The sequence below is a fragment of the Pseudomonas sp. T1.Ur genome, from assembly GCF_023516725.1.
GTDB classification, from domain to species: domain Bacteria; phylum Pseudomonadota; class Gammaproteobacteria; order Pseudomonadales; family Pseudomonadaceae; genus Aquipseudomonas; species Aquipseudomonas alvandae.
The window spans coordinates 3,304,032-3,328,995 of the sequence record NZ_JAMGSN010000001.1 but is presented as its reverse complement, the minus strand read 5'-3'; the positions used below and the strand labels follow the sequence as shown (position 1 = coordinate 3,328,995).

Annotated in this window: 18 protein-coding genes and 3 pseudogenes; 13 read left to right on the top strand and 8 right to left on the bottom strand. The window is 61.6% G+C overall.

From position 1 onward, the window contains the following. Positions 1-27: 27 nt before the first annotated feature. The 3 pseudogenes from M8Q45_RS28650 to M8Q45_RS28640 all read left to right on the top strand — a co-directional run. Positions 28-108: pseudogene (locus M8Q45_RS28650) on the top strand (hypothetical protein); the annotation flags it as partial. 111 nt (positions 109-219) lie between these two features. Then, positions 220-300 (top strand): annotated as a pseudogene (locus M8Q45_RS28645) (hypothetical protein); the annotation flags it as partial. A 111-nt stretch (positions 301-411) separates the two neighbouring features. Further along, positions 412-492 (top strand): annotated as a pseudogene (locus M8Q45_RS28640) (hypothetical protein); the annotation flags it as partial. 320 nt (positions 493-812) lie between these two features. Here the strand turns inward: M8Q45_RS28640 and M8Q45_RS14720 are convergent. Both M8Q45_RS14720 and M8Q45_RS14715 read right to left on the bottom strand, forming a co-directional pair. Then, positions 813-1,634, bottom strand: a complete 822-nt coding sequence (locus M8Q45_RS14720; RefSeq protein WP_249875346.1) for an aldo/keto reductase — start codon at positions 1,632-1,634, stop codon at positions 813-815. Positions 1,635-1,809: 175 nt separating this feature from the next. Next, positions 1,810-2,958 carry an aldose epimerase family protein gene (locus tag M8Q45_RS14715; protein WP_249875345.1) on the bottom strand — a complete coding sequence of 383 codons (1,149 nt, stop codon included), beginning with the start codon at positions 2,956-2,958 and terminating at the stop codon, positions 1,810-1,812. Positions 2,959-3,256: 298 nt separating this feature from the next. On the opposite strand from M8Q45_RS14715, the gene M8Q45_RS14710 reads away from it, so the two are divergent. The 4 genes from M8Q45_RS14710 (at position 3,257) to M8Q45_RS14695 (ending at position 7,015) form a co-directional block, all read left to right on the top strand. Continuing rightward, a complete protein-coding gene (locus M8Q45_RS14710) occupies positions 3,257-4,006 on the top strand; it encodes a hypothetical protein (protein ID WP_030138507.1) in 750 nt (249 codons plus the stop codon). Between the two features lie 110 nt (positions 4,007-4,116). Next, a complete protein-coding gene (locus M8Q45_RS14705) occupies positions 4,117-4,902 on the top strand; it encodes a sulfite exporter TauE/SafE family protein (protein ID WP_198798058.1) in 786 nt (261 codons plus the stop codon). 69 nt (positions 4,903-4,971) lie between these two features. Then, the gene (locus M8Q45_RS14700; RefSeq protein WP_249875344.1) at positions 4,972-6,330 is read left to right on the top strand and encodes an erythromycin esterase family protein; all 1,359 of its coding nucleotides are present in this window, start codon (positions 4,972-4,974) and stop codon (positions 6,328-6,330) included. Positions 6,331-6,466: 136 nt separating this feature from the next. Next, positions 6,467-7,015: a DUF4174 domain-containing protein gene (locus M8Q45_RS14695; RefSeq protein ID WP_249875343.1), complete on the top strand. Its 549-nt coding sequence runs from the start codon at positions 6,467-6,469 to the stop codon at positions 7,013-7,015. 267 nt (positions 7,016-7,282) lie between these two features. Here the strand turns inward: M8Q45_RS14695 and ampC are convergent, their stop codons facing one another. Then, positions 7,283-8,431 (bottom strand): class C beta-lactamase, encoded by a 1,149-nt coding sequence (gene ampC, locus M8Q45_RS14690; RefSeq protein ID WP_249875342.1) that lies wholly within the window; start codon positions 8,429-8,431, stop codon positions 7,283-7,285. A gap of 226 nt (positions 8,432-8,657) precedes the next feature. On the opposite strand from ampC, the gene M8Q45_RS14685 reads away from it, so the two are divergent. Both M8Q45_RS14685 and M8Q45_RS14680 read left to right on the top strand, forming a co-directional pair. Then, complete coding sequence (locus M8Q45_RS14685) at positions 8,658-9,536, top strand: Dyp-type peroxidase (RefSeq protein ID WP_249875341.1); 879 nt, start codon at positions 8,658-8,660, stop codon at positions 9,534-9,536. 98 nt (positions 9,537-9,634) lie between these two features. Then, a complete protein-coding gene (locus M8Q45_RS14680) occupies positions 9,635-10,381 on the top strand; it encodes an SDR family oxidoreductase (protein WP_249875340.1) in 747 nt (248 codons plus the stop codon). Between the two features lie 115 nt (positions 10,382-10,496). Here the strand turns inward: M8Q45_RS14680 and mapR are convergent, their stop codons facing one another. From mapR to M8Q45_RS14665, 3 genes are all read right to left on the bottom strand, one after another. Beyond that, positions 10,497-11,906 carry a GntR family transcriptional regulator MpaR gene (gene mapR / locus M8Q45_RS14675; protein ID WP_249875339.1) on the bottom strand — a complete coding sequence of 470 codons (1,410 nt, stop codon included), beginning with the start codon at positions 11,904-11,906 and terminating at the stop codon, positions 10,497-10,499. Between the two features lie 66 nt (positions 11,907-11,972). After that, positions 11,973-13,385 carry a cytochrome c oxidase accessory protein CcoG gene (gene ccoG, locus M8Q45_RS14670; RefSeq protein ID WP_249875338.1) on the bottom strand — a complete coding sequence of 471 codons (1,413 nt, stop codon included), beginning with the start codon at positions 13,383-13,385 and terminating at the stop codon, positions 11,973-11,975. A gap of 736 nt (positions 13,386-14,121) precedes the next feature. Next, a complete protein-coding gene (locus tag M8Q45_RS14665; RefSeq protein ID WP_039589213.1) occupies positions 14,122-14,358 on the bottom strand; it encodes a DUF3203 family protein in 237 nt (78 codons plus the stop codon). 131 nt (positions 14,359-14,489) lie between these two features. Here M8Q45_RS14665 and M8Q45_RS14660 point away from each other — a divergent pair, with 131 nt between their 5' ends. Beyond that, positions 14,490-14,990 carry an MgtC/SapB family protein gene (locus M8Q45_RS14660; protein WP_249875337.1) on the top strand — a complete coding sequence of 167 codons (501 nt, stop codon included), beginning with the start codon at positions 14,490-14,492 and terminating at the stop codon, positions 14,988-14,990. A 139-nt stretch (positions 14,991-15,129) separates the two neighbouring features. On the opposite strand, the gene M8Q45_RS14655 is transcribed toward M8Q45_RS14660, so the two are convergent. Further along, positions 15,130-15,294, bottom strand: coding sequence for a hypothetical protein (locus M8Q45_RS14655; protein WP_249875336.1), 165 nt, complete (start codon positions 15,292-15,294; stop codon positions 15,130-15,132). A gap of 209 nt (positions 15,295-15,503) precedes the next feature. Here M8Q45_RS14655 and M8Q45_RS14650 point away from each other — a divergent pair, with 209 nt between their 5' ends. The 3 genes from M8Q45_RS14650 to glgB all read left to right on the top strand — a co-directional run bounded on the left by M8Q45_RS14650 (position 15,504) and on the right by glgB (position 23,476). Next, positions 15,504-17,501 carry an alpha-1,4-glucan--maltose-1-phosphate maltosyltransferase gene (locus M8Q45_RS14650; RefSeq protein ID WP_249875335.1) on the top strand — a complete coding sequence of 666 codons (1,998 nt, stop codon included), beginning with the start codon at positions 15,504-15,506 and terminating at the stop codon, positions 17,499-17,501. Positions 17,502-17,885: 384 nt separating this feature from the next. Next, positions 17,886-21,230, top strand: coding sequence for a maltose alpha-D-glucosyltransferase (gene treS, locus M8Q45_RS14645; RefSeq protein WP_249875334.1), 3,345 nt, complete (start codon positions 17,886-17,888; stop codon positions 21,228-21,230). An 11-nt stretch (positions 21,231-21,241) separates the two neighbouring features. Continuing rightward, a complete protein-coding gene (gene glgB / locus M8Q45_RS14640; RefSeq protein WP_249875333.1) occupies positions 21,242-23,476 on the top strand; it encodes a 1,4-alpha-glucan branching protein GlgB in 2,235 nt (744 codons plus the stop codon). A gap of 125 nt (positions 23,477-23,601) precedes the next feature. On the opposite strand, the gene gudD is transcribed toward glgB, so the two are convergent. After that, on the bottom strand, positions 23,602-24,945 hold the full coding sequence (gene gudD / locus M8Q45_RS14635) for a glucarate dehydratase (RefSeq protein ID WP_039589218.1): 1,344 nt from the start codon (positions 24,943-24,945) through the stop codon (positions 23,602-23,604). Positions 24,946-24,964: the final 19 nt, after the last annotated feature.

Below are 24,964 nucleotides of genomic sequence, written 5' to 3'. Positions count from 1 at the left end.
GCCTCGTTGCACTCGGCAGCTCCTACGCAGCCGGTGGCGGATGCGATCCTGCCGTTCGTGGGGGATGATTTTTCGACCTTGATTGGGGGGCAGATGGGGTTGTTCTGATGCCGCCGGGCTCGGTAGGAGCTGGCGAAGCCTGCGATCTTTTGATCTTTCACTTCGGATTCAATTGCCTGGGACAAGATCGCAGCCTCGTTGCACTCGGCAGCTCCTACGCAGCCGGTGGCGGATGCGATCCTGCCGTTTGTGGGGGATGATTTTTCAACCTTGATTGGGGGGCAGATGGGGTTGTTCTGATGCCGCCGGGCTCGGTAGGAGCTGGCGAAGCCGGCGATCTTTTGATCTTTCACTTCGGATTCAATTGCCTGGGATAAGATCGCAGCCTCGTTGCACTCGGCAGCTCCTACGCAGCCGGTGGCGGATGCGATCCTGCCGTTCGTGGGGGATGATTTTTCGACCTTGATTGGAGGGCAGATGGGGTTGTTCTGATGCCGCCGGGCTCGGTAGGAGCTGGCGAAGCCTGCGATCTTTTGATCTTTCACTTCGGATTCAATGGCCTGGGACAAGATCGCAGCCTCGTTGCACTCGGCAGCTCCTACGCAGCCGGTGGCGGATGCGATCCTGCCGTTCGTGGGGGATGATTTTTCGACCTTGATTGGAGGGCAGATGGGGTTGTTCTGATGCCGCCGGGCTCGGTAGGAGCTGGCGAAGCCTGCGATCTTTTGATCTTTCACTTCGGATTCAATTGCCTGGGATAAGATCGCAGCCTCGTTGCACTCGGCAGCTCCTACGCAGCTCCTACGCAGCTCCTACACCATCGCCAACCGCTGCTTGCCCCGAGGCTGCGGAAACACCAAGTCCAGCGCCGCCAGATCCTGGGGCTCTAGCCGCAGCTCCGCTGCTTCGGCATTCTGGCGCACGTGTTCGGGCTGCACGGCCTTGGGAATGGCGATGACGTTGTCCTGGCGCAACAGCCAGGCCAGGGCAATCTGGGCCGACGTTGCGTGGTGGCGCTCGGCGATCTGCTGCACGGTGTGATCCTTGAGCAGATGCCCACCCTGGCCGACCGGGCAGTAGGCCATGATGGGCATGCGCTGCTGCTGGCTCCAGGGCAGCAGGTCGAATTCGATGCCGCGTTCTTGCAGGTTGTACAGCACCTGGTTGGTGGCGCAGGCCGGCGCGGCCAGTTCCTCCATATCGTCGACGTCAAAGTTCGACACGCCCCAGGACCCGATCTTGCCTTCTTCGCGCAGTCGCTCGAATGCCTCGACGGTTTCTTCCAAGGGGTATTGGCCGCGCCAGTGCAACAGGTAGAGGTCGATGTAGTCGGTGTCGAGCCGCCGCAGGCTGCGTTCGCAGGCGAGCGGAATACCTTTTCGGCTGGCGTTGTGGGGGTAGACCTTGCTCACCAGAAACACCTGGTCGCGCAGCCCGGTAATCGCTTCGCCAACGACTTTTTCGGCGCCGCCCTCGGCGTACATTTCGGCCGTATCGATCAGGGTCATGCCCAGTTCGATGCCCAGGCGCAGGGCCGCGACTTCCTTCTTGTGATGGGACGGTTCTTCACCCAGGCGCCAAGTGCCCTGGCCGATCACCGGAACGGATACGCCGGCCAATTCCAGAGTTTTCATTCACATCTCCTGTTGTACGGGACGATAAAGCCTGTGGCAGCAGGATAGACCAGGTGTTCAGGTTTGATTCGCGCCGGGATGGAGCCAAGGGATGCTCTGGGTCCAAAAGCGTGACGCGGAGCGTCACAGGAGGCGTTCCCACGCGGAGCGTGGGAACGATCGGTTGACAGGAGGGTTATTCCGCCGAGAACTTCAGCACCATGGCCTGGGTGTAGGTCTGGCCCGGATTCAATCGCGTGGTCGGGAAGTCCGGCTGGTTCGGCGAGTCGGGGAAGTGCTGGGTCTCCAGGGTGAACGCGCCCCAGTGCGGATAGACCTTGCCTTGCTTGCCCTTGACCGTACCGTCGAGGAAGTTGCTGGTGTAGAACTGCACGCCGGGTTCGGTGGTAAAGAGTTGCAGGCGCCGCCCGGACTTCGGATCCTGGACGTCGGCGGCGAGCTTGCCCACGTCACCCTTGGCGTCGAGCACCCAGTTGAAATCGAAGCCGCCCTGTTTCGGTTCGGCGAACTTCAACTGCGGATGGTCGGCCTTGATATGGGTGCCGATCGCGGTGGGCTTGGTGAAATCCATCGGCGTACCGGCCACGGGCGCGAGTTCGCCGGTGGGAATGAGCTTGGCGGTCACCGGCGTGTAGCGGGAGGCATGCAAGGTCGCGACTTGCTTGAGAATGTCGCCATTGCCCGCACCCGCCAGGTTGAAATAGCTGTGGTTGGTCAGGTTCAGCACGGTCGGTTTGTCGGTGGTGGCCTGGTAGTCGATGCGCAGCTCGTTTTGATCGTTGAGGCTGTAGGTGACGTCGGTCTTCAGGTTGCCGGGAAAGCCCATCTCACCGTCCGCCGACACATACGTCAGGGTCACGCCGACCGAATCCTTGCCATTGTGGGGTTCGGCTTTCCAGACCCGCTTGTCGAAGCCTTGCGGTCCGCCGTGCAAGGCATTGTCCTTGTCATTCTGCGGCACCTGGTAGCGCTTGCCGTCCAGCTCGAACGCGCCGCCCGCCAGGCGATTGCCGAAGCGGCCAATGGTTGCGCCGAAGTAGACGGTGCCGTTCTTCTGGTAGCCCTGCACGTCGTCGAAGCCGAGCACGATGTCGTCGGTCATGCCGTTTTTGTCCGGCACGATCAGCGACTGGAGAATCCCGCCATAGGTGATGACGGTAGCCTCCATGCCGTTGCTGTTGCGCAGCACGTATTTTTCAACGGGCGTGCCGTCATTGGTCTTGCCGAAGGCAGCGCGTTCATTGGTCAGGCCGGCAGCCTGGGAGGAGGTGGCAATCATCAGAGAAACTCCGAGGGCCGTGAGCAAATGTCTGGATTCCAGCATGGTGTGACCTTCCTTTCCTGTTGTTTTGTTGTTGTTTTTAACGTGGTCGGGTCCGTTACTTGGTCGGACAGCGATGAAGGTTTTTCTGTTCAGTAGTCTTTCTATTTGAGGGTGGAGAAGGGATTTATAGCTATAAATAGGGAATTATCAATTAAAAAGTAAGACTAATTGAGCGAGACGAAGCTCGCCCAAGCGCGAACTTCCGTGTGGGTCATCGCACTTTTACGGTTTTTGCCGCTCTATCCATGGCCAGAAAGCGGCAACCCCGACCGCTTTCCCATGTCCAGACCGAGATTCGATGGCCGGTGTTTTAAATTCCGTGATGAGGTCGCCACGTCGCTGCGGCTTGCTGTTAGCGGGGCTGATACTGCTGCTTTGCGGCGGGTGCAGCCATCAGCAAGGCCAGGACATGGTCACGCAGTTCAGCAACGCCAGGCCCCAGGAGTTCTTGCAGACCAGCGTCGACCGGATGGCCACCCTCTCGATGCATGACAACCTGCAAAGTCTTTATTTGCTCATGCATAAGCTTTACCTGCGTAACCCTGAAGAGTTGCGCAAGTCAGGCTTTCTCGACGCCCGCACGGCCGTGAAGCAGGTTCGCCAAGCCATCGAGCAACAGCAGCCCTTGCCGGCCCTGGGCAACAAAAAAGACCTCGCCGCCCTGAGCTATGCCATGAGCCCGGAGTTCCTCGGTGATCGCGTCGGTGCGTTCATCTATGCCATTGGCAGCATGCTGGTGACGGCCCATGGCAACCGCCTCGAGTTCTACATGACCGACACCATCGATCCGCGTTTTGTCAGCAACGCCGCGCGCAATATCGAGAAAGCCACTTGGTTGCTGGGGCAACGCCAGAACAAGGACGGTACGCCGATGTTGTTTTCCAACGAGATATCGGAGGAGGGCAGCAACCTGAGTTTTGCCGTCGAGTTCGGGAAAATCGTCGCGCGCCTGGACCTGTTGACGCAAATGCTCGATGAGCGATACCGGCGCATTGGATTGAATTACGCCCAGAGCCTGTTGTTCCTGAATTTCCTGCCGGTCCAATAGCGGCGGCAAAAAAATGGAATAAAGATAGATCACATCGATATAGGGGGTTATAAGAAAAATCGCTATGCTCGCGGCCAGATTTTTCATGCGGTCGCGCTGAGACGGGTTTGATGGATTTCGGTAATGTCGGTTTAGTCGTAGCGGGCCTGGTGGTCGGTTTTATCGTTGGGATGACCGGTGTCGGTGGCGGATCGCTGATGACCCCCATTCTGTTGTGGTTTGGTATCAACCCTGCGACGGCGGTGGGTACGGATCTGCTGTACGCGGCCATTACCAAGTCTGGCGGCGTGCTGGTCCATGCTAAAAATCGCAACATCGACTGGGCGATCACGGGTTGGCTGACCTTGGGCAGCGTGCCGGCGGTGGGGCTGACGCTGTGGTTTCTCAACAGCCTGCACAGCTCCCCCGACGCCATGAACGCAGTGATCAAGCAAGCCCTGGGTTTCGTGCTGTTTGCCACCGCCCTCGCGATCCTGTTCAAGAAGCGCCTGCTGCAATTCGCCCACGACCGTGCCGGCGGTCACTACAACCCCAGTGGCTCGCGGCTCAACGTACTGACCGTCATCACCGGCCTGGTGCTGGGCACGATGGTCGCGTTGACCTCCATTGGTGCTGGTGCCCTGGGCACTGTCGCGTTGTTCATCCTCTATCCATTCCTGGTCACCAAGCGCCTGGTGGGCACTGAAATCGCCCATGCCGTGCCGCTGACCCTGGTGGCGGGCCTGGGCCATGCGAGCATGGGCAACATGGACTGGCACATCCTGGGCTTCCTGCTGATCGGTTCGTTGCCGGGCATCTACCTGGGCAGCCATTTGTCGGGACGCATTTCCGATGAGCTCCTGCGCCCTTGCCTGGCGGTGATGCTGGCGATGATCGGCTTCAAGCTCGCGTTCTGATTTGCTCGGAGTCATGGATGCGTAGCCGGAGTCATACCTGTAAACCAGGTACTGATGAGGCCACGATCCATGAACAGCCCAGCCAGAGATCTGCTGCAACGCTTGCGCCGCCGTCGCGCCGAACCGCGCACCGACATCGCCGAAATCCTGCGTCATCACGCCGAACCGCTGCCCGCCGAGGACAGCCCGGCGTTTGGCGAGATGTTCGATCGCTTCGCCGATGCCAAGGTCGTGTTGATCGGTGAAGCCAGCCACGGCACTCATGATTTCTATCGCACCCGCGCCGCCATCACCCGGCACCTGATCCAGCACCACGGCTTCGGCATTGTCGCCGTCGAAGCCGACTGGCCCGACGCCGGGCAAATCGACCGCTGTGTTCGCCACCTCGGGCCCTCGGCCTGGAAACAGCAGGCCTTCGCGCGGTTTCCGAGCTGGATGTGGCGCAACACGGACGTCCAGTCCTTCGTCCGCTGGCTGCGCGATTACAACCTTGGCCAGCCTGACGCCCGGCGTGTGGAATTTCGCGGCCTGGATGTCTACAGCCTGCGGCACTCCATCGACGAGGTGCTCGGTTACCTCGACCAGGCACATCCTCACTTGGCCCGTGATGCCCGGCACCGCTATGGCTGCCTGACACCCTGGCATGACGACCCTGCGCTGTATGGTCACTTCACCGAGCGCGGCAACCTGGCGACCTGCGAGGATGCGGTGGTCGAGCAGCTCAACACGTTGCTCGCCGAGCGCCTCGACCCGTTGATCAAGGATGACGAAGGTTTTTTCAGCGCCCTCCAGAACGCTCGGGTGGTGCGCGCCGCCGAGCAGTACTATCGCGCCATGTATCGTGGCGGCAAATCGTCCTGGAACCTGCGGGACCGGCATATGTTCGACACCTTGCAAAGCCTGCTGGAACATCGCGGGCCCGAGGCGAAAGCGGTGGTCTGGGCGCATAACTCCCACATCGGCAATGCCGCCGCGACACGCATGGGCTGGGAAGGCGAGTTCAACATTGGACAGTTGTGTCGCCTGGCGTATGGCCGCGACGCGGTGCTGCTGGGCATGGGCACTGACCGTGGCAGCGTGGCGGCCGCCGATGACTGGGACGCGCCGATGAAAATCAAGCAAGTGGTTCCGGCATTGGCCGGCAGTTGGGAGCGGGCATTTTTGCAAGCAGGCGTGCGCGCGTCGCTGACCGACTGGCGGACGGCGCCTGACGAAACATTGCTGGACGCGTTGTCCGAGCCGTTGCTCGAACGCGCCATCGGCGTGATCTACCGTCCTGAAACCGAACGCCAGAGCCATTATTTCGAAGCGGTGCTGGCCGAGCAGTTCGACGCCTGGCTCTGGTTCGAACAGACTGAAGCGGTTACGCCGTTGCCGACGCCGCACACACGGGAGCATGAAGAGGACACGTTCCCGTTCGGCCTCTGATCGCGCTGTGTCGCGGTTGCGCTATGGGGCCGCTGGCCTAAGCTTCAAGACAGGCCTGCGCGGTAAAGGGCGACTCTCGCGGAACAATCGCCGCCATGTGCAATCAGTACAGCGTAAATATCTAAAGGAGAGGCGCATGCTTATTCGGTCGTTGACCTTCGCTACCTTGCTGGCCTTCGTTGGGCCCCTGTTCGCCGCCGATGGCGACTCACCCCTGGTGGCGGAGGTAGGCAAGACCCGCCCCTTGATCGTCATCGCGCCCAGCACCGTAGACCCCGCCTGGGTCAGCCTGAAAAAATCCCTGGATGAACCGGCGGGCAAGCAGGGCTTCTCCGAGCGCAACATGGTGCTTTACACCGTACTCAACACCATCGGCCAACGGGATGGCAAAGACCTCGACCCGCAAAGCACCATGGCGCTGATCCGCTCCCTCAAGCTGGGGGCCGGTGCGCAGACCAAGATCATCCTGGTGGGCAAGGACGGGGAAAAGAAGCTAGAGCATTCAGGCGCGATCGAGCTCAAGGAGCTGTTCGACACGGTCGACAAACTGCCCGCGGCTGAAAAAGAAGCGGCAGCGCCAACGCCGCCACCCCCGCCAGAACCCGCACCGGCCAAGGAGACAAAAGGCGCCAAGCCGGGCAAGGCCGCCAAGCCGGCGGCTGCGCCGCAGCCGCTGGAGGATTGACTCCAGCAGCACTCGTTTCCTGTGGCGAGGGGATTTATCCCCGCTGGGCCGCGCAGCAGGAGCTGCGTAGGAGCTGTGTAGGAGCTGCGTAGGAGCTGCCGAGTGCAACGAGGCTGCGATCTCTCCCCAGACACTTGAATCTCAAGCGAAAGATCAAAAGATCAAAAGATCAAAAGATCAAAAGATCAAAAGATCAAAAGATCGCAGGCTTCGCCAGCTCCTACAGAGCCCAGCGGGAGCAAGCTCCCTCGCCACAAAAAACGGACCTCATGGCTGTTCCAATGCCGCCAGGATTTTGTGCGCGGCTTTTATCCGCTCTTCATTCGGATAGTTTTTGTTCGCCAACATCACGATCCCCAAATCCTTTCCCGGTACGAACACCGCATACGCGCCGAAACCATTGGTGGATCCGGTCTTGTTGACCCAGGCGCCGTCCGGGGCTGGCCGCGGTGGGTCGAGTGGTTCGGCCTTTTGTGGGGTCAGGGCCATTTGCGGTGTGTTGCCGGCAAGCAGGTCATCCAGGCTGAACGGAGCGGGGTAATACTCCCAGCCCAATCCCTGATGCATCCCGCCAACCCGGTAGAAACCGATGTGTGTGGTGGCAATGGCCTGCTTCAGGTCAGCGTCCAGTTGCTCAGGCCGCAGGTTGGCCTCGACGAAACGAATCAGGTCCGCTGAACTGGTCTTTACCCCATATGCCTCGGAATCCAAGGCGCCAGGTCCGACTCGCACCGGCTTGCCATCCTTCGCATAGCCCTGGGCGTATCGGCCCAATTGGTCTTGCGGCACGCGTACGTAGCTGTGTTTGAGACCCAGCCCCGGCATCAGCGTCTGTTCCATCACGTCATCAAACGGTCGACCCAGGGCGCGGGCCGCCAGATGGCCAAACAGGCCGATGCTCGGGTTGGAATAGAGCCGTTGGGTGCCGGCCGGGTAGAGCGGTTTCCAGGATGTGTAGTAACCGAACATCCGGTCGGGATGGTCTGCATCGTCGGGAAACTGCAAAGGCAGCCCGCCCGCGGTGTAGGTCGCGAGATCCAGCAGGCGGGTGTTTGCCAGCGCTGCCCCGTTCAGCTCGGGGGCGTAGCGGCCGGCAGGGTCTGACAATTGCAGCTTGCCTCGGGCCTGGGCGTAGGCGCCGAGCGTTGCGGTGAAGGTCTTGCTGATGGAGCCGACTTCGAACAGGGTCTGGTCGGTGACAGGCTTTTTCGTGTCCTTCGCGGCGACGCCATAATTGAAAAAATGACGTTGACCGTTGTGGGTAATGGCCACCGCCATGCCCGAGATGTCCTGTTGCTGCATCAAGGGCTGAATGACGGCGTTGACCGTCTCTTCAATGCGCTCCTGGGCAAAGACCGCTGGCATCGCGCCAACCAGTAAAAATGTCCCGGTGAGTATCGATTTGACAATTTGCATGGTGGACCGCTCTCGTTGGCCTACTTGAGAGACGCCAATCTAGGGTGTTTGTGGCTGCGCGACAATCCGACGCCATAGAGCCAAGAGTCGTTTCCGAGCGGTCCGACAAGATCAACGGAAGGTTCCCACAAAATCGCCCGGTAGCCCGAAGCGACCGGACCTCAAGCCAAACCACACAAAGCGGCAGTCGCCGGGTAAACTCGCGGCTCTTTCTGAAGGAGTTCACATGAGTTACTACCAGCCCGGCATTCTCGCCACCCCTGTTCCGCCTCAGGCTCGTCATCTGTTTTTTGCCCTGGAATCGGTCGAGGCGCTGCCGGCTGCGATCGATAAGTTGTTGCTGCAATTGGATGGCCGTGCGGTCGTCGGCTTCGGTGAGTCGCTGGTGCAGGCCTTGGGGGCCCGGGTCGAGGGCCTGCGCGCGTTTCCTGGGTTGGCAGGGGTCGGCGTGGATAACCCTTCGACCCAGCATGCGCTCTGGTGCTGGTTGCATGGCGAGGACCGGGGCGAGTTGATGCACCGCAGCCGCGCCCTTGAAGCGGCGCTGGCACCGGCCCTGCACCTGGTGCAGATGAACGAAACCTTCCGTCACATGACCGGCCACGACCTGACCGGCTACGAAGATGGCACTGAGAACCCCCACGATGAAGCGGCCGTCGCCGCCGCCCTGGCCCAGGGCGTGGATGGAGTGCGCGGTGGCAGCTTCGCCGCGATCCAGCAGTGGCAACACGATCTGGACGGATTTGCCGCGATGCAGCCCCACGAGCGCGACAACATCATGGGGCGGCGCCTGAGCGACAACGAAGAAATCGAAGAGGCGCCGGAGTCGGCCCACGTCAAGCGCACCGCCCAGGAGAGCTTTGCCCCGGAAGCCTTCGTCGTGCGGCGTTCGATGCCGTGGATCGAAGGTGATCGCGCGGGCCTGATGTTCCTGGCGTTCGGCTTCTCCCTGGATGCGTTCGAGGCGCAACTGCGCCGTATGAGCGGCCTCGAAGACGGCATTACCGATGGCTTATACCGCATGAGCCGACCGATCACCGGCGGTTATTACTGGTGCCCACCGCTGCTGGACGGGCGCTTGGACCTGCGCGCACTGGCCCGCTAGGGAGTGCCGCGGCCCCGGTAAGCGGGGCGCGTTGTGCAAATCGTCGGGTCAACGCTATTCTTGGGCCCGACGTGTTTGCGTGGAACGGGAGAGCAAGCGTGGATAAAGTCATCGTCATCACCGGTGGCGGGCGCGGGATCGGAGCAGCCACGGCGCTGTTGGCGGCCGACCTGGGTTATCGGATCTGCATCAATTACCAATCCGATGAAAACGCTGCCCAGGACGTTCTCGAACAGGTCCGGGCCAAGGGCGCGCAAGCCATTGCGGTGCGGGCCGATGTGAGCATCGAGGATGAGGTGGTCGGCCTGTTCAATCGCGTTGACGTCGAATTGGGCCGTGTCACCGCCCTGGTGAACAACGCCGGTACGGTCGCCCACAAGTCCCGCCTCGACGAAATGTCCGAATTCCGCATCCTCAAGATCCTGAAAACCAACGTGTTGGGCCCGATCCTGTGCGCCAAGCATGCGGTGCTGCGTATGTCGCCCCGGCATGGCGGGCAGGGGGGCAGCATCGTCAACGTCTCGTCGGTGGCTGCCCGCCTGGGCGCGCCGGCAGAGTATGTCGACTACGCGGCCTCGAAGGGCGCGCTGGATACGTTCACCGTGGGTCTGTCCAAGGAAGTGGCCGGCGAAGGCATTCGCGTCAACGCGGTGCGTCCGGGCTATATCTACACCGATTTCCACGCCCTGAGCGGCGATCCGGACCGGGTCAGCAAGCTGGAGTCGGCGATTCCCATGGCCCGGGGCGGACGCCCGGATGAAGTGGCCGAAGCGATTATCTGGTTGCTGTCGGACAAGGCTTCATATGCGACCGGGACGTTTGTTGACCTAGGGGGCGGGCGCTGAGAACTGGGCGGCCTGCCCTGGCCTCATCGCGAGCAAGCTCGCTCCCACAGGGGATTGCGTTCCAAATGTGGGAGCGAGCTTGCTCGCGATGACGGTAGTGCTGGCAAACCAAATATTAGAACGACCGGATAATCCGCCCCAACGTCTCCATGGCCTTTTCCGACACCTCGGTCCAAGGCCCGCCATAGTTCAGTCGGATGCAATTCCTGAAGCGCCGGGTCGGTGAAAAGATCGGCCCGGGAGCGATGCTGATGCCTTGGGCCAATGCCATCTGGAACAATTTCAGCGAGTCGATCTGTTCCGGTAGCTCCAACCAGAGGAAGTACCCCCCGGCCGGCTGGCTGACGCGGGTCTGGGCTGGGAAATAACGGCCGATGGCGGCAAGCATCGCGCTTTGCTGTTCTTCCAGGGCATAGCGCAACTTGCGCAGGTGCCGGTCGTAGCCGCCGTGTTGCAGGTAGTCGGCGATCGCCGCCTGGGCCGGCATCGAGGCGCACAGGGACGTCATGAGCTTGAGGCGCTCGATCTTCTGCGCATACCGCCCGGCGGCGACCCAGCCGATGCGATAGCCCGGGGCCAGGCTCTTGGCGAACGAACCGCAATGCATCACCAGCCCTTCGGTATCGAACGCCTTGGCCGGTTTGGGCGCCTGTTGGCCGTAGTAGAGTTCGGCATAGACGTCGTCCTCGATCAACGGCACCTGGTGCCGACGCAACAACTCGACCAGTGCCTGTTTGCGGGCTTCGGGCATGGTCGCGCCCATGGGGTTCTGGAAGCTGGTCATGCACCAGCACGCCTTGATCGGATGGCGCGCCAGCGTTTGCTCCAGCACGTCGAGGTCGATGCCGTCACGTGGATGCACGGGAATTTCCACGGCCTTGAGTTTCAGTCGCTCCAGTACTTGCAGGCTGGCATAGAACGCGGGTGCTTCGATCGCCACCAGGTCGCCCGGCTCGGTCACCGCTTGCAGGCACAGATTCAAGGCTTCCAGGGCACCATTGGTGATCAGCAATTCCTCCATCGGCAGCATCAGCCCGCCGACCATGTAGCGCAAGGCTATCTGGCGGCGCAGTTGCGGATTGCCCGGCGACATGTCGGTGACTACCATGCGCGGGTCCATCTCCCGGGTGGCGCTGGACAGCGAACGGGACAGTCGTTGCAACGGAAACAGCGTCGGGCTGGGGAAGGCCGAGCCGAATGGCACGGTGGCGGGATCCTTGATCGAGTCGAGCACTGAAAACACCAGTTCGCTGACGTCGACCTCGGTGGACTCATGCACCTGGGTGCTGATGACCGGTTCGCAGAACGGGCTCGGCGCATGGTTGTTGACGAAGTAACCGGAACGCGGCCGGGCCCTGATCAGGCCGCGTCGCTCCAGCAAGTAATAGGCCTGGAACACGGTGGATGGGCTGACGCCGTAAGTCTGGCTGGCGAAGCGCACCGACGGTACGCGCTGGCCGGGCCCGAGCATGCCGGAGCGGATCAGCTCAGCGATGTCATCGGCGAATTTTTCGTAGCGTTTCATGGCGGGCCCGGTATTGAATAACGCGTGGTTTGCGCTTTTGACTGTGGAGCGAGGCATCTTAAGGCTTCATCGATTCATCGGTGCGACAAAACGGCTTTTTGCTTCGCTGTAGATATCAGGTTCGTCACTGTCCGCAACCTTGAAGGTCATCTCTTGGGAACCGCTCCGCGGCCGTTCGCTGAGCATCGCCACCGACACCGGCACGTCGATGATTTCCCCCGGCGCCAGGGTCAGTTGCGTCTTGCCCTGCAGGACGAAGCCGTCACCGTTCACCAGGGACAATTGATAGGCCTGGCGTTGCTGGGTCTTGTTGATGATTTTCAGGCTGTAGATGTTCTCGATCTGGCCTTGGCTGTTTTCACGGAACAGGCCACGGTCCTTGCTCACGTCCAGCGACACCATGGGCCGTTGCACCAGCGCCACGGCCAGCGCACCGATCATCACCAGCAGCACGGCGGTATAGCCAATCAGCCGTGGCCGCAAAAGATGAGTCTTCCCGCCTTGCAGCTGGCGTTCGGAGGTGTATTTGATCAAGCCGCGGGCGTAGCCCATCTTGTCCATGATCGAGTCGCAGGCGTCGATGCATGCCGCGCAGCCGATGCACTCCATTTGCAAGCCATCGCGGATATCGATGCCGGTGGGGCAGACCTGCACACACATTTGGCAATCGATGCAGTCGCCCAGGCCAATATCGGCCGGATTCACCTCGCGTTTGCGCGGTCCGCGAATTTCACCACGGGCTACGTCGTAGGAGATGGTCAAGGTGTCCTTGTCGAACATCACGCTCTGGAATCGCGCGTAGGGGCACATGTGCATGCACACGGCTTCACGCAGCCAGCCGGCGTTGAGGTAGGTGGCACCGGTGAAAAACAGCACCCAGAACAGGCTCACGCCGCCGATTTGCAAGGTGAGCAGTTCTTCGGCCAGCGGACGGATCGGCGTGAAATACCCCACGAAGGTCAGGCCGGTGAGCAGGCTGATGGCGAGCCACAACGTGTGCTTGGCCGAGCGCCGCAGCAGTTTGGCCAAGCCCCACGGCGCGGCCTGGAGCTTGATTCGCTGGTTGCGTTCACCTTCGGTGATTTTTTCGACCCACATGAAGATCCAGGTCCAGGAGCTCTGCGGGCAGGTGTAGCCGCACCACACGCGCCCGGCGAACACGGTGATCGCAAACAGGCCGAAGGCGGCGATGATCAGCAGCGCCGACAGCAGGATGAAGTCCTGGGGCCAGAAGGTCGCGCCAAAGATGTGGAATTTGCTTGCGGAAAGGTCCCAGAGTACCGCTTGGCGGTCGCCCCAGTTCAGCCATACCGTGCCGAAGAACAGCAGGAACAGGACGCCGGCGCCGCTGATGCGCAAGGTGCGGAACAGGCCGGTGAAGCTGCGGGTGTGGATCAGGTTGTCGGTGGTCCTGGATTTTATCTTCGTCTGTGGGGGATCGAAGGTCTGTATCAACTGGACGGGGATTCTTTCGCTCATGGTCGGTCGCTCATCAGCCGCTATCTGGCCGGGGCACTATGACCATCGAACTGATTGCATAACAGACTCAGGTGGCTTGATAAAAACCGGATCAGATGGTTTGGAGGCCTTGTTCTGCGACAGTTTGAAGCACCTTTGGATCGGCGAACAACCTTGAGGCTTCCGTTCGTAGGCTTGGTCCAGGATCGGTGTGAATATCCGTTTTTTTGTAACGGCGGCTGGCGGTTCCGCTCTTACAGCGGGTCACTTTTTTCAGACGCCAAAAAAGTAACCAAAAAGGCTTTGCCCCACCACTCGGCACCTCGCCTAGGCTCGGTGTGCCCTCACTCCGGCCTTGCTCCGTGCGCCCGCCGCGATGGGCCATCCATGGCCCGGCGCGGCTATCCCGGCATCCATGCCGGGATGCCCACTGCGCAACGCCTGCGTTCGGCCAGCGTGGTTTAACGGGGCTCCAAGATCAAGATCAAGATCAAGATCAAGATCAAGATCAAGATCTAAAGCAAGAGCAAGAGCAAGAGCAAGAGCAAGAGCAAGGGCGGGGCATCAGCCAGGATTTATTTGGCTGAACCACCGCTTTTGCGAGCAGGCTCGCTCCCACATTGGATTTTCGGCAGCCATCCAATGCCCATACGCCGCAAAACCCTGTGGGAGCGAGCTTGCTCGCGAAGAGGCCGGTATATCCACTATCTTCATCGACCGGAAAATCGCTTTCGCGAGCAGGCTCGGACAGCCCCAGTCAGATAACCGACCCCCCATCCGTCGCCTTCAGATTCTGCCGCCCGTCAACCGCGCCAGCCACGGTCAGGGCATCGACCTCCGCTTCAGTCAGATAAACCCGCCCGCCATTGAGCTCCACGGCCGACATGGCCTTGTCCGGGTCGGTGATGATGGTCAGCTCGCTGGCCGGGCGCTGTTCTGAACCGTTGGGCGTGTCGAAATGACAGGTCCGGTTGTCGTCGATACGTACAGTCATGGTACTGCTCCTTCCTGTATGCCTGAACGTTAGTCGCCACTCGATACGCAGGGTTCTTCGTGGCTGATCAGCGGTCGCACGTCTCGCATCGCTTGCGGTCCATCGTTTATCGAGCGAAGAGAGGAAGGTCCATGGAATCGTGGTGGGATGAAGTCTGGGTCACTCTGCAAGCGGAGTTCGCCGACATCACCGATGCCCAGCAAATGACCCGGGTGACGGTGCGCCTGGTGATGGCTGCACTGTTGGGGGGCATCTTGGGGTTCGAGCGTGAGCACAAGGGCAAGGCCGCCGGTGTGCGCACCCATATGCTGGTGGCGCTGGGCGCTGCGCTGTTCGTGCTGGTGCCGCAGATGTCCGGGTCACAGGCTGATGCCATGAGCCGGGTGATACAGGGCGTGGTGGCCGGCATCGGTTTCCTTGGCGCGGGCACTATCTTGAAGAATACCGATGGCGATATGAGCCATGTGAAGGGACTGACCACCGCTGCGGGCCTGTGGATGACCGCCGCCATCGGCGTCGCCGCCGGGCTCGGCCGGGAGGCGACGGCGGTGCTCAGTACCGTACTGGCGCTGGCGATTTTCAGTGTAATGCCGGTGATTGTCCGGGCGTTGGAGAAGGCCGAGAAGCGGTAGCCCGTGCGCCGGACAGGGGCACGGGCCTTGTGGGAGCGAGCTTGCTCGCGATCGCGATGTGTCAGTCACCTCTGACTTCGCTGATCTGACGCTATCGCGAGCAAGCTCGCTCCCACAGGTTCTTTGGGGCTAGGCTCTTTCAAACCCGCTCCGGCGGCGCCTCGCTCGGTGGATCGCCATGGGGCGGCTGTGGATCCAGCGGCGGGTCTTTCTCCGGAATCGGCTCCGGATCGGGGCTGGGTGGCGGCAGGTTGGGGTCGTCGATGTTCGGATCGGGTGTTTCGGCCGGGATAGGGATGGTCATCGGGTCGGGCCTCCGGGACGCAAGTGGCTTGAGTCGTGCTTGTCTGGTTGACCACCGCTTGACGGGTTTGATTCCCCGGTGCCGGCCAGCAAATCCCGCTGAACTTTTGGTCGCCGGTCCGGTTCGGAGCTTAAGTGAGTTTAATCAGGGACCCGTTGGGCCTTTACCGCCACAAGCGCGTCCATGGGGCGTAAAAGGAGCGATGCTCGATGACTGCCGAACAGCCGACCGACTTGGAGTACAACCCGCATTTGCCGTTGTCCCAGGCCTTGTTGTTGCCGCGGATTGCGATTGAAAACACCATGCCGGTGATCGACGGCGGGCAGTTCGCCGCCAAGGCCCTGGCCGGGCAGGACGTGACGGTGACCAGCAAGGTTTTCGCCGATGGCCACGACAAATTGGCCGTGCGAATCCGCTGGCGTGCGCTGGAAGACGATATCTGGAACAGCGAGGTCATGACCGAGCTGGGCAACAACGGCTGGCGCGGCCAGTTCACTGTGCCGGCCGTGGGACGCTATGTGTTCTGCATCGAGGCGTGGTTCGACCAGTTCGCCAGCTTCCGCTATGAGCTGGAAAAGAAATACGCTGCCGGGGTGCCCATCAGCCTGGAACTGCAGGAAGGCCGCAATCATGTGCAGCAGGCCGCTGAGCGCAGCGACGGCGAATTGAGTGAACAGCTGGCCGCGTTGCACCATGAGCTTTCAAGCCTGTTGCCGCAGGAGCAGGTGACCTTGTTCCTCGCGCCGCGCAGCGCCGACCTGATGTCCCTGGCCGATCATCGGCCCTACCTGAGTATCAGCCCGGAATATCCGTTGGACGTGGAGCGCGAGCGGGCCGAGTTCGCCAGTTGGTACGAGTTGTTTCCCCGTTCGATCACCGATGATCCCAAGCGCCACGGCACCTTCAACGACGTGCACTCGCGTTTGTCGGTGATCCAGGACATGGGCTTCGACGTGCTGTATTTCCCGCCGATCCATCCGATCGGCCGCAGTTTCCGCAAAGGTCCGAACAATTCCCTGACCGCCGGTCCGGACGATCCGGGCAGCCCTTATGCCATTGGTAGCGAGGAGGGCGGACACGAGGCGATCCATCCACAGTTGGGCACTCGCGAGGATTTTCGTCGCCTGGTAGCCGCAGCCGCCGACCACGGCCTGGAGATCGCCCTCGACTTCGCCATCCAGTGTTCCCAGGATCACCCTTGGCTCAAGCAGCATCCGGGCTGGTTCAGTTGGAGGCCGGACGGCACGATCAAATACGCGGAGAACCCGCCGAAAAAATACCAAGACATCGTCAACGTCGATTTCTATGCCGCCGATGCCATCCCTAGTCTGTGGATGGAGCTGCGGGACATCGTCGTCGGTTGGGTCAACGAAGGGGTCAAGATATTCCGTGTCGATAATCCTCACACCAAGCCGTTGCCGTTCTGGCAGTGGCTGATCGCCGACGTTCGCGCGCAACACCCGGACGTCATCTTCCTCGCGGAAGCGTTCACCACGCCGGCGATGATGGCGCGGCTGGGCAAGGTCGGTTATTCCCAGAGCTACACCTATTTCACCTGGCGCAACACCAAGGCCGAGCTGGCGACGTACTTCACCGAGCTCAACGAATCGCCCTGGCGTGAATGCTACCGGCCGAATTTTTTCGTCAACACGCCGGACATCAACCCGGCGTTCCTCCATGAGTCGGGGCGCGCGGGTTTCTTGATCCGTGCGGCGCTGGCGACCATGGGCTCGGGCTTGTGGGGCATGTATTCCGGTTTTGAATTGTGCGAATCGGCGCCGGTGCCGGGCAAGGAGGAGTACCTCGACTCGGAGAAATACGAAATCCGCCCGCGGGATTTCACCGCGCCGGGCAACATCATCGCCGAGATCGCCCAGCTCAATCGCATTCGCCGGCAGAACCCGGCGCTGCATACGCACCTGGGCCTGAAGATCTACAACGCCTGGAACGACAACATCCTGTATTTCGGCAAGCGCACGCCGGACGGCAGCAACTTCATCCTGGTGGCCGTGAGCCTCGATCCGCATAACGCGCAGGAAGCCAATTTCGAATTGCCGCTGTGGGAGATGGGCCTGCCGGACGACGCCCAGACCCAGGGCGAGGATTTGATGAACGGTCACCGCTGGACCTGGTATGGCAAGTACCAGTTCATGCGCATCGACCCGGCGTACCAGCCGTTCGGGATCTGGCGGATCAGCGTGGCATGAGGCGCCCTCCCGCAGATGCTCAGCATGGCGATGTAGGACCTCTGTAGGAGCTGCGCAGGAGCTGCCGAGTGCAACGAGGCTGCGATCTTTCCCCAGACACTTGAATCTCAAGTGAACGATTAAAGATCGCAGGCTTCGCCAGCTCCTACAGGACACTTGAATCTCAAGTGAACGATTAAAGATCGCAGGCTTCGCCAGCTCCTACAGGGCAGTTGAATCTCAAGTGAACGATTAAAAGATCGCAGGCTTCGCCAGCTCCTACAGGACACTTGAATCTCAAAGATCGCAGGCTTCGCCAGCACCTACAGAGCACCACAAATGACCTCGCATTACAGAAGAACAAGCCTGTAACCCGCGGCTTTATAGAATCAGCAGGAGTTGCAAATGGCCAAGAAACCCCGGTCTGCCACGTTCATCAAGGACCCGCTCTGGTACAAGGACGCGGTGATCTATCAAGTCCACGTCAAATCCTATTTCGATTCCAACAACGACGGAATCGGCGATTTCCCCGGCCTGATCGAGAAGCTCGACTACATCGCCGACCTGGGCGTCAACACCATCTGGTTGCTGCCGTTCTATCCTTCGCCCCGGCGCGATGACGGCTACGACATCGCCGAATACCGGGGCGTCAGCCCCGACTACGGCACCATGGCCGACGCGCGGCGTTTCATCGCCGAAGCCCACAAGCGCAACCTGCGGGTGATCACCGAGCTGGTCATCAACCACACTTCTGACCAGCATCCCTGGTTCCAGCGCGCGCGCAAGGCCAAGAAAGGCTCCAGTGCGCGGGATTTCTACGTCTGGTCCGATGACGACCACAAGTACGACGGCACGCGGATCATTTTCCTCGATACGGAGAAGTCCAACTGGACCTGGGACCCAGTGGCCGGCCAGTACTTCTGGCACCGTTTCTATTCCCACCAGCCGGACCTTAATTTCGACAATCCGCAAGTGATCAAGGCGGTGCTCTCGGTGATGCGCTACTGGCTCGACATGGGCATCGATGGCCTGCGCCTGGACGCGATCCCCTACCTGATCGAGCGCGACGGCACCCACAACGAAAACCTGCCCGAGACCCACGACGTCCTCAAGCTGATCCGTGCCGAGATCGACGCCAATTACCCCGACCGCATGCTGCTGGCCGAGGCCAACCAGTGGCCGGAGGATACCCAGCTCTATTTTGGCGACGTCGATGCCCAAGGCCTCAATGGCGATGAGTGCCACATGGCGTTCCACTTCCCGTTGATGCCGCGCATGTACATGGCGCTGGCCCAGGAAGACCGTTTCCCCATCACCGACATCCTGCGCCAGACCCCGGAGATTCCGGCCAACTGCCAATGGGCGATTTTCCTGCGCAACCATGATGAGTTGACCCTGGAAATGGTCACCGACAAGGAGCGCGACTACCTGTGGAATTACTACGCCGCCGACCGCCGCGCGCGGATCAACCTCGGCATTCGTCGACGCCTGGCGCCGCTGATGGAGCGCGATCGCCGTCGTGTGGAGTTACTCAACAGCCTGTTGCTGTCGATGCCCGGTACGCCGACCTTGTATTACGGCGATGAGATCGGCATGGGCGACAACATCTACCTGGGCGATCGCGATGGCGTGCGCACGCCGATGCAGTGGTCCATCGACCGCAACGGTGGCTTCTCCCGCGCCGACCCGGCCAGCCTGGTCTTGCCACCGATCATGGACCCGCTGTACGGCTACCTGTCGGTGAACGTCGAGACCCAATCCGGCGACCCTCATTCGCTGCTCAATTGGACCCGCCGCATGCTCGCCGTGCGCAAGCAATCCAAGGCTTTCGGCCGGGGCACGTTGAAAATGCTGTCGCCGAGCAACCGGCGGATCCTGGCGTACACCCGCGAATACACGGGGCCGGACGGCAAGCACGAAATCATCCTCTGCGTGGCCAACGTGTCGCGCAGTGCCCAGGCTGCCGAGCTGGACTTGTCGGCCTACGCCGGCATGGTCCCGGTGGAAATGCTCGGCGGCAATGCGTTCCCGCCCATCGGCCAGTTGAATTTCCTCCTGACCCTGGCGCCGTACGGTTTCTACTGGTTCGCCCTGGCGGCGGAAAACCAGATGCCAAGCTGGCACGTGGAACCGGCCCAGAGCCTGCCGGACTTCACCACGCTGGTGCTGAAAAAACGCCTGGAAGAACTGCTCGAGGCGCCGTCGCGCACCACGTTGGAGCAGGGCATCCTGCCAAATTGGCTGCAGAACCGCCGCTGGTTTGCCGGCAAGGACAGCGCCATCGAAAAAGTCGACATCGTCTATGGCGTGCGCTTCGGCGATCCGCAGCACCCCGTGCTGCTGAGCGAAATCGACGTCACCAGCGCTGGCCAGACCCTGCGCTATCAACTGCCGTTCGGTCTGCTCGCCGAGGATCAGGTCGGCGCCGCGCTGCCCCAGCAATTGGCTTTGTCGCGGGTCCGCCGGGGTCGCCAGGTCGGTTTGATCACCGATGCGTTCACCCTGGAAAACTTCATTCGAGCCGTGCTCCAAGGCATCCAGGCCAATACGGTGCTGCCGTGCGCCGATGGCGAGTTGCGCTTCGAGCCCACCGAGGGCCTGGCGGCGCTGAACCTGGGGGCCGAGCCCGAGGTGCGCTACCTGTCCGCCGAGCAGTCCAACAGTTCGGTGGTGGTGGGCGGCAGCCTGGTGCTCAAATTGATCCGCAAGGTCGCGTCCGGCGTGCACCCGGAACTGGAGATGAGCGCTTACCTGACCGCGGCGGGCTTCAGCAATATCTCGCCACTGCTGGGTTCGGTGATCCGCCGCGACGCCCAAGGCGAAGATGCCTTGCTGATGATCGCCCAGGGCTACCTGAGCAATCAGGGCGACGCGTGGGAATGGACCCAGAACAACCTCGAACGGGCCTTGCGCGACGAGCTGGCGGACGCCGTGTCCGAGCAGGAGCAGCACTACAACGCCCTGGGCGAACTGAAGGATTTTGCCGGCATGCTCGGCCAGCGTCTTGGGGAAATGCACCAAGTGCTTGCCCAGCCCACCGACAATCCGGACTTCGCGCCGCAGCCCACCAGTGCCAAGGAAGCCCAGGCCATCGGCAAGGATGTCGCCGCCCAGGTGGAAAATGCCTTGCGTCTGCTCAAGCAGAACCAGGACCAATTGAACCCTGCGGACCAGGCGATGGTCGCACGCTTGTTGGAACACAGGAAAACCGTGCTGGCCCACGTCCAGGAACTGGCCGGCAAGGCAGTGGGTGGCTTGCGTATCCGGGTTCATGGCGACTTGCACTTGGGGCAGGTGTTGGTGATCAAGGGCGACGCCTACCTGATCGATTTTGAAGGCGAGCCGGCGCGGCCGCTGCATGAGCGACGTGGCAAGCACAGCCCGTACAAGGACGTCAGCGGTGTGCTGCGCTCCTTCGACTACGCGGCGGCGATGGCCGTCCAGTTGCACACCGTCGACAGTACGGCGGATGCCGATGCGGCGCGCAAACGGGTCGCCGACCGCTATCTGATGGAGGCGCGCCAGGCATTTGTCCAGGCGTATCGGCTGGCGGCAGCTAGTCTTGCCCATGAGTGGAAGGATGCTGAAGGCGAAGACGCCGCGCTGGCGTTGTTCGGCCTGGAGAAGGCGGCCTATGAGGTGGCTTATGAAGCCGAGAATCGCCCTGCCTGGCTGCCCGTGCCGTTGCACGGGCTGTACGGGCTATTGAGTGGGCTGCAACCCTTTTCCAATTTAGCCGGACCGATTTAGTGGAGAGAATCATGAGCGTCTCGAACAAGGAATCACAGGGGCAGGCCAAAGAGTCGTTGCTGCCAGCCCCCCACGACATCGACGCGCTGGTGCGCGCCGAACACCACGATCCGTTTTCGATCCTCGGCCCCCATGGAGACGGGGCGGGCGGACAATTCATCCGGGCCTACCTGCCCGGCGCGTTGAGCGTGCATGTGCTCGCCCGTGACAGCGGCGAAGAACTTGGCGAGTTGCAGATCACCGAAACTCCGGGACTGTTTGTCGGCCATTTCGACCGTGCCCAGCCCTACCTGTTGCGCACGCGGTGGGCCGGCGGCGAACAAGTTGCCGAAGATCCCTACAGCTTCGGTCCGCTGCTGGGGGAAATGGATCTCTACCTGTTTGCCGAAGGCAATCACCGCGACCTCAGCGCCTGCCTCGGCGCGCAATTGAAGACGGTGGATGGCGTCGAGGGCGTGCGTTTCGCCGTCTGGGCGCCGAATGCGCGTCGGGTGTCGGTGGTGGGTGACTTCAACGTCTGGGACGGGCGGCGGCATCCGATGCGCATCCGTTATCCGTCCGGCGTGTGGGAAATATTCATCCCGAGGCTCGGGCCGGGCGAGGGGTACAAATATGAAATCCTCGGTGCCCACGGCATCCTGCCGCTGAAGGCCGACCCGGTGGCCCTGGCCACGCAGATGCCGCCGGATACGGCGTCCAAGGTCGCCTCGCCACTGAAGATCGAATGGCACGATGACGAGTGGATGCAAAGCCGTCGCGAACGCCAGCTACCGGGCGCGCCGCTGTCGATCTACGAACTGCACGCCGGTTCCTGGCAATGCGAGATCGACGAGGCGGGCGAGGTCTTCCGGCAATACAACTGGCATGAACTGGCTGAGCGGCTGATCCCCTACGTCAAGGACCTTGGGTTCACGCACATCGAGCTGATGCCCATCATGGAGCACCCGTTCGGTGGCTCATGGGGCTATCAACCGCTGTCGCAATTCGCTCCGACCGCGCGTTTCGGTTCACCCGATGATTTCGCCGCGTTCGTCAACGCCTGTCATAAGGCTGACATTGGCGTGATCCTGGACTGGGTGCCCGCGCACTTTCCGACCGATACCCATGGCCTGGCCCAATTCGACGGCACCGCGTTGTATGAATACGGTAACCCGCTGGAAGGTTTCCACCAGGATTGGGACACGCTGATCTACAACCTGGGGCGCACCGAAGTCCACGGTTTCATGCTGGCGTCGGCGCTGCACTGGCTCAAGCATTTCCACGTCGACGGCCTGCGGGTGGATGCCGTGGCCTCGATGCTGTATCGCGACTATTCGCGCAAGGCCGGCGAATGGGTGCCTAACCGCCACGGCGGACGGGAGAACCTGGAGGCGATCGATTTCCTGCGGCATCTCAACGATGTGGTCGCGCTGGAAACCCCGGGCGCGTTGGTCATCGCCGAAGAGTCCACTGCCTGGCCCGGTGTCAGCCAGAGCACGCAACAGGGCGGCCTGGGTTTCGCCTACAAGTGGAACATGGGCTGGATGCACGATTCGTTGCATTACATCCAGCAGGATCCGGTGTACCGCGCCCATCACCATAACGAGTTGAGCTTTGGCTTGGTGTACGCCTGGTCCGAGCGGTTTGTCCTGCCGATTTCCCATGACGAGGTGGTCCACGGCAAGCGCTCGCTGATCGACAAGATGCCCGGTGACCGCTGGCAGAAATTCGCCAACCTGCGTGCCTACCTCAGTTTCATGTGGGGGCACCCGGGCAAGAAACTGCTGTTCATGGGCTGCGAGTTTGGCCAATGGCGCGAGTGGAACCATGACCAGCAACTGGATTGGTACCTGCTGCAATACCCCGAGCACCGGGGTGTGCAGAAACTGGTGAGCGACCTGAACCGGTTGTATCGCGAAGAGCCGGCGCTGCACGACCAGGACGACGCGCCCCAGGGCTTCCAATGGCTGATTGGCGACGATGCGCTCAACAGCGTCTATGCGTGGCTGCGTTGGAGCAAGGACGGTCGGCCGGTGCTGGTGGTCGCCAACTTCACGCCGGTGCCGCGGGAGGCGTATCGGGTCGGCGTGCCGTTTGGCGGGCGTTGGGTGGAACTGCTCAACAGTGACGCCGACACCTACGCCGGCTCGAACTATGGCAACGGCGGCGGCGCCTCCACCGAGGCGATCCCCAGCCATGGCCAGGCGCTGTCGCTGGAACTGAACCTGCCGCCGCTGGCGGTGTTGATCCTGCGGCCGGAAGGGTAGGCCCAGACTCAGATCCAATGTGGGAGCGAGCTTGCTCGCGATGGCGGTCAGTCGGTCACAAAGGTGCTGACAGACACTCCGCTATCGCGAGCAAGCTCGCTCCCACAGGGTCAAAGTTTTGGTGGTCAGCGAACCAGGCACGGCTGCTTGTTGTTGAACGTCCAGCCCGGGATCAGGTACTGCATCGCTACCGAATCGTCCCGCGCCCCGAGTCCCATGCCTTTGTACAACTCATGAGCCTTGGCCAACTGGTCCATGTCCAGCTCGATCCCCAGCCCTGGTTTCTTCGGCACTTGTACGCAACCCCCTTTGATCTGCAATGGCGCCTTGGTCAGGCGTTGGCCGTCCTGCCAGATCCAATGGGTGTCGATGGCGGTGATGTCGCCCGGGGCGGCGGCTGCCACGTGGGTGAACATCGCCAGGGAAATGTCGAAGTGGTTGTTGGAATGCGAGCCCCAGGTCAGGCCCCATTCGTTGCACATCTGCGCCACGCGCACCGAGCCCTGCATCGTCCAGAAATGCGGGTCGGCCAGGGGAATGTCCACGGATTGCAGCGTGATCGCATGACCCATTTCGCGCCAATCGGTGGCGATCATGTTGGTGGCGGTCTTGAGGCCGGTGGCGCGTCGGAACTCGGCCATCACTTCACGGCCCGAATAGCCATTCTCCGCGCCGCAAGGGTCCTCGGCATACGCCAGCACCTTGTGTTGGTCGCGGCACAAGCGGATCGCTTCCTTGAGTGACCAGGCCCCGTTCGGGTCCAGGGTGATGCGCGCCTGGGGAAAGCGTTCGGCCAATGCCGTCACGGCTTCGATTTCCTCGTCGCCCTTGAGCACGCCGCCCTTGAGCTTGAAATCCTGGAACCCGTAATGGGCGTGGGCCGCTTCGGCCAGGCGCACCACCGCGTCGGCGTCCAGGGCTTTTTCGTGGCGTACGCGGAACCAGTCGTTATCGGCGTCCGGTTCGCTGCGGTAGGGTAGGTCGGTCTGCTGGCGATCACCGACATAAAACAGATAGCCGAGCATCTTCACTTCATCGCGTTGCTGGCCTTCGCCGAGCAGGGCCGCGACCGGGACGTCCAGATGTTGGCCGAGCAGATCCAGCAACGCCGCTTCCAGGCCGGTGACGGCGTGGATGGTGATGCGCAAGTCGAAGGTTTGCAGGCCTCGACCGCCAGCGTCGCGGTCGGCGAAGGCCTGGCGCACGCTGTTGAGGATTTTCTGGTAGGTGCCGATGGGGCTGCCGACCACCAGCGAGCGGGCATCTTCCAAGGTCTGGCGAATGCGCTCGCCGCCGGGCACTTCGCCCACGCCGGTATGGCCGGCGTTGTCCTTGAGGATGACGATGTTGCGGGTGAAAAACGGGCCATGGGCGCCGCTGAGGTTCAGCAGCATGCCGTCGTGGCCGGCCACGGGTACGACCTGCATGCTGGTAATGATCGGGGCCTTGCTGGTTTCTGGCGTAGTCATCGGGTACGTATCCTTGAAT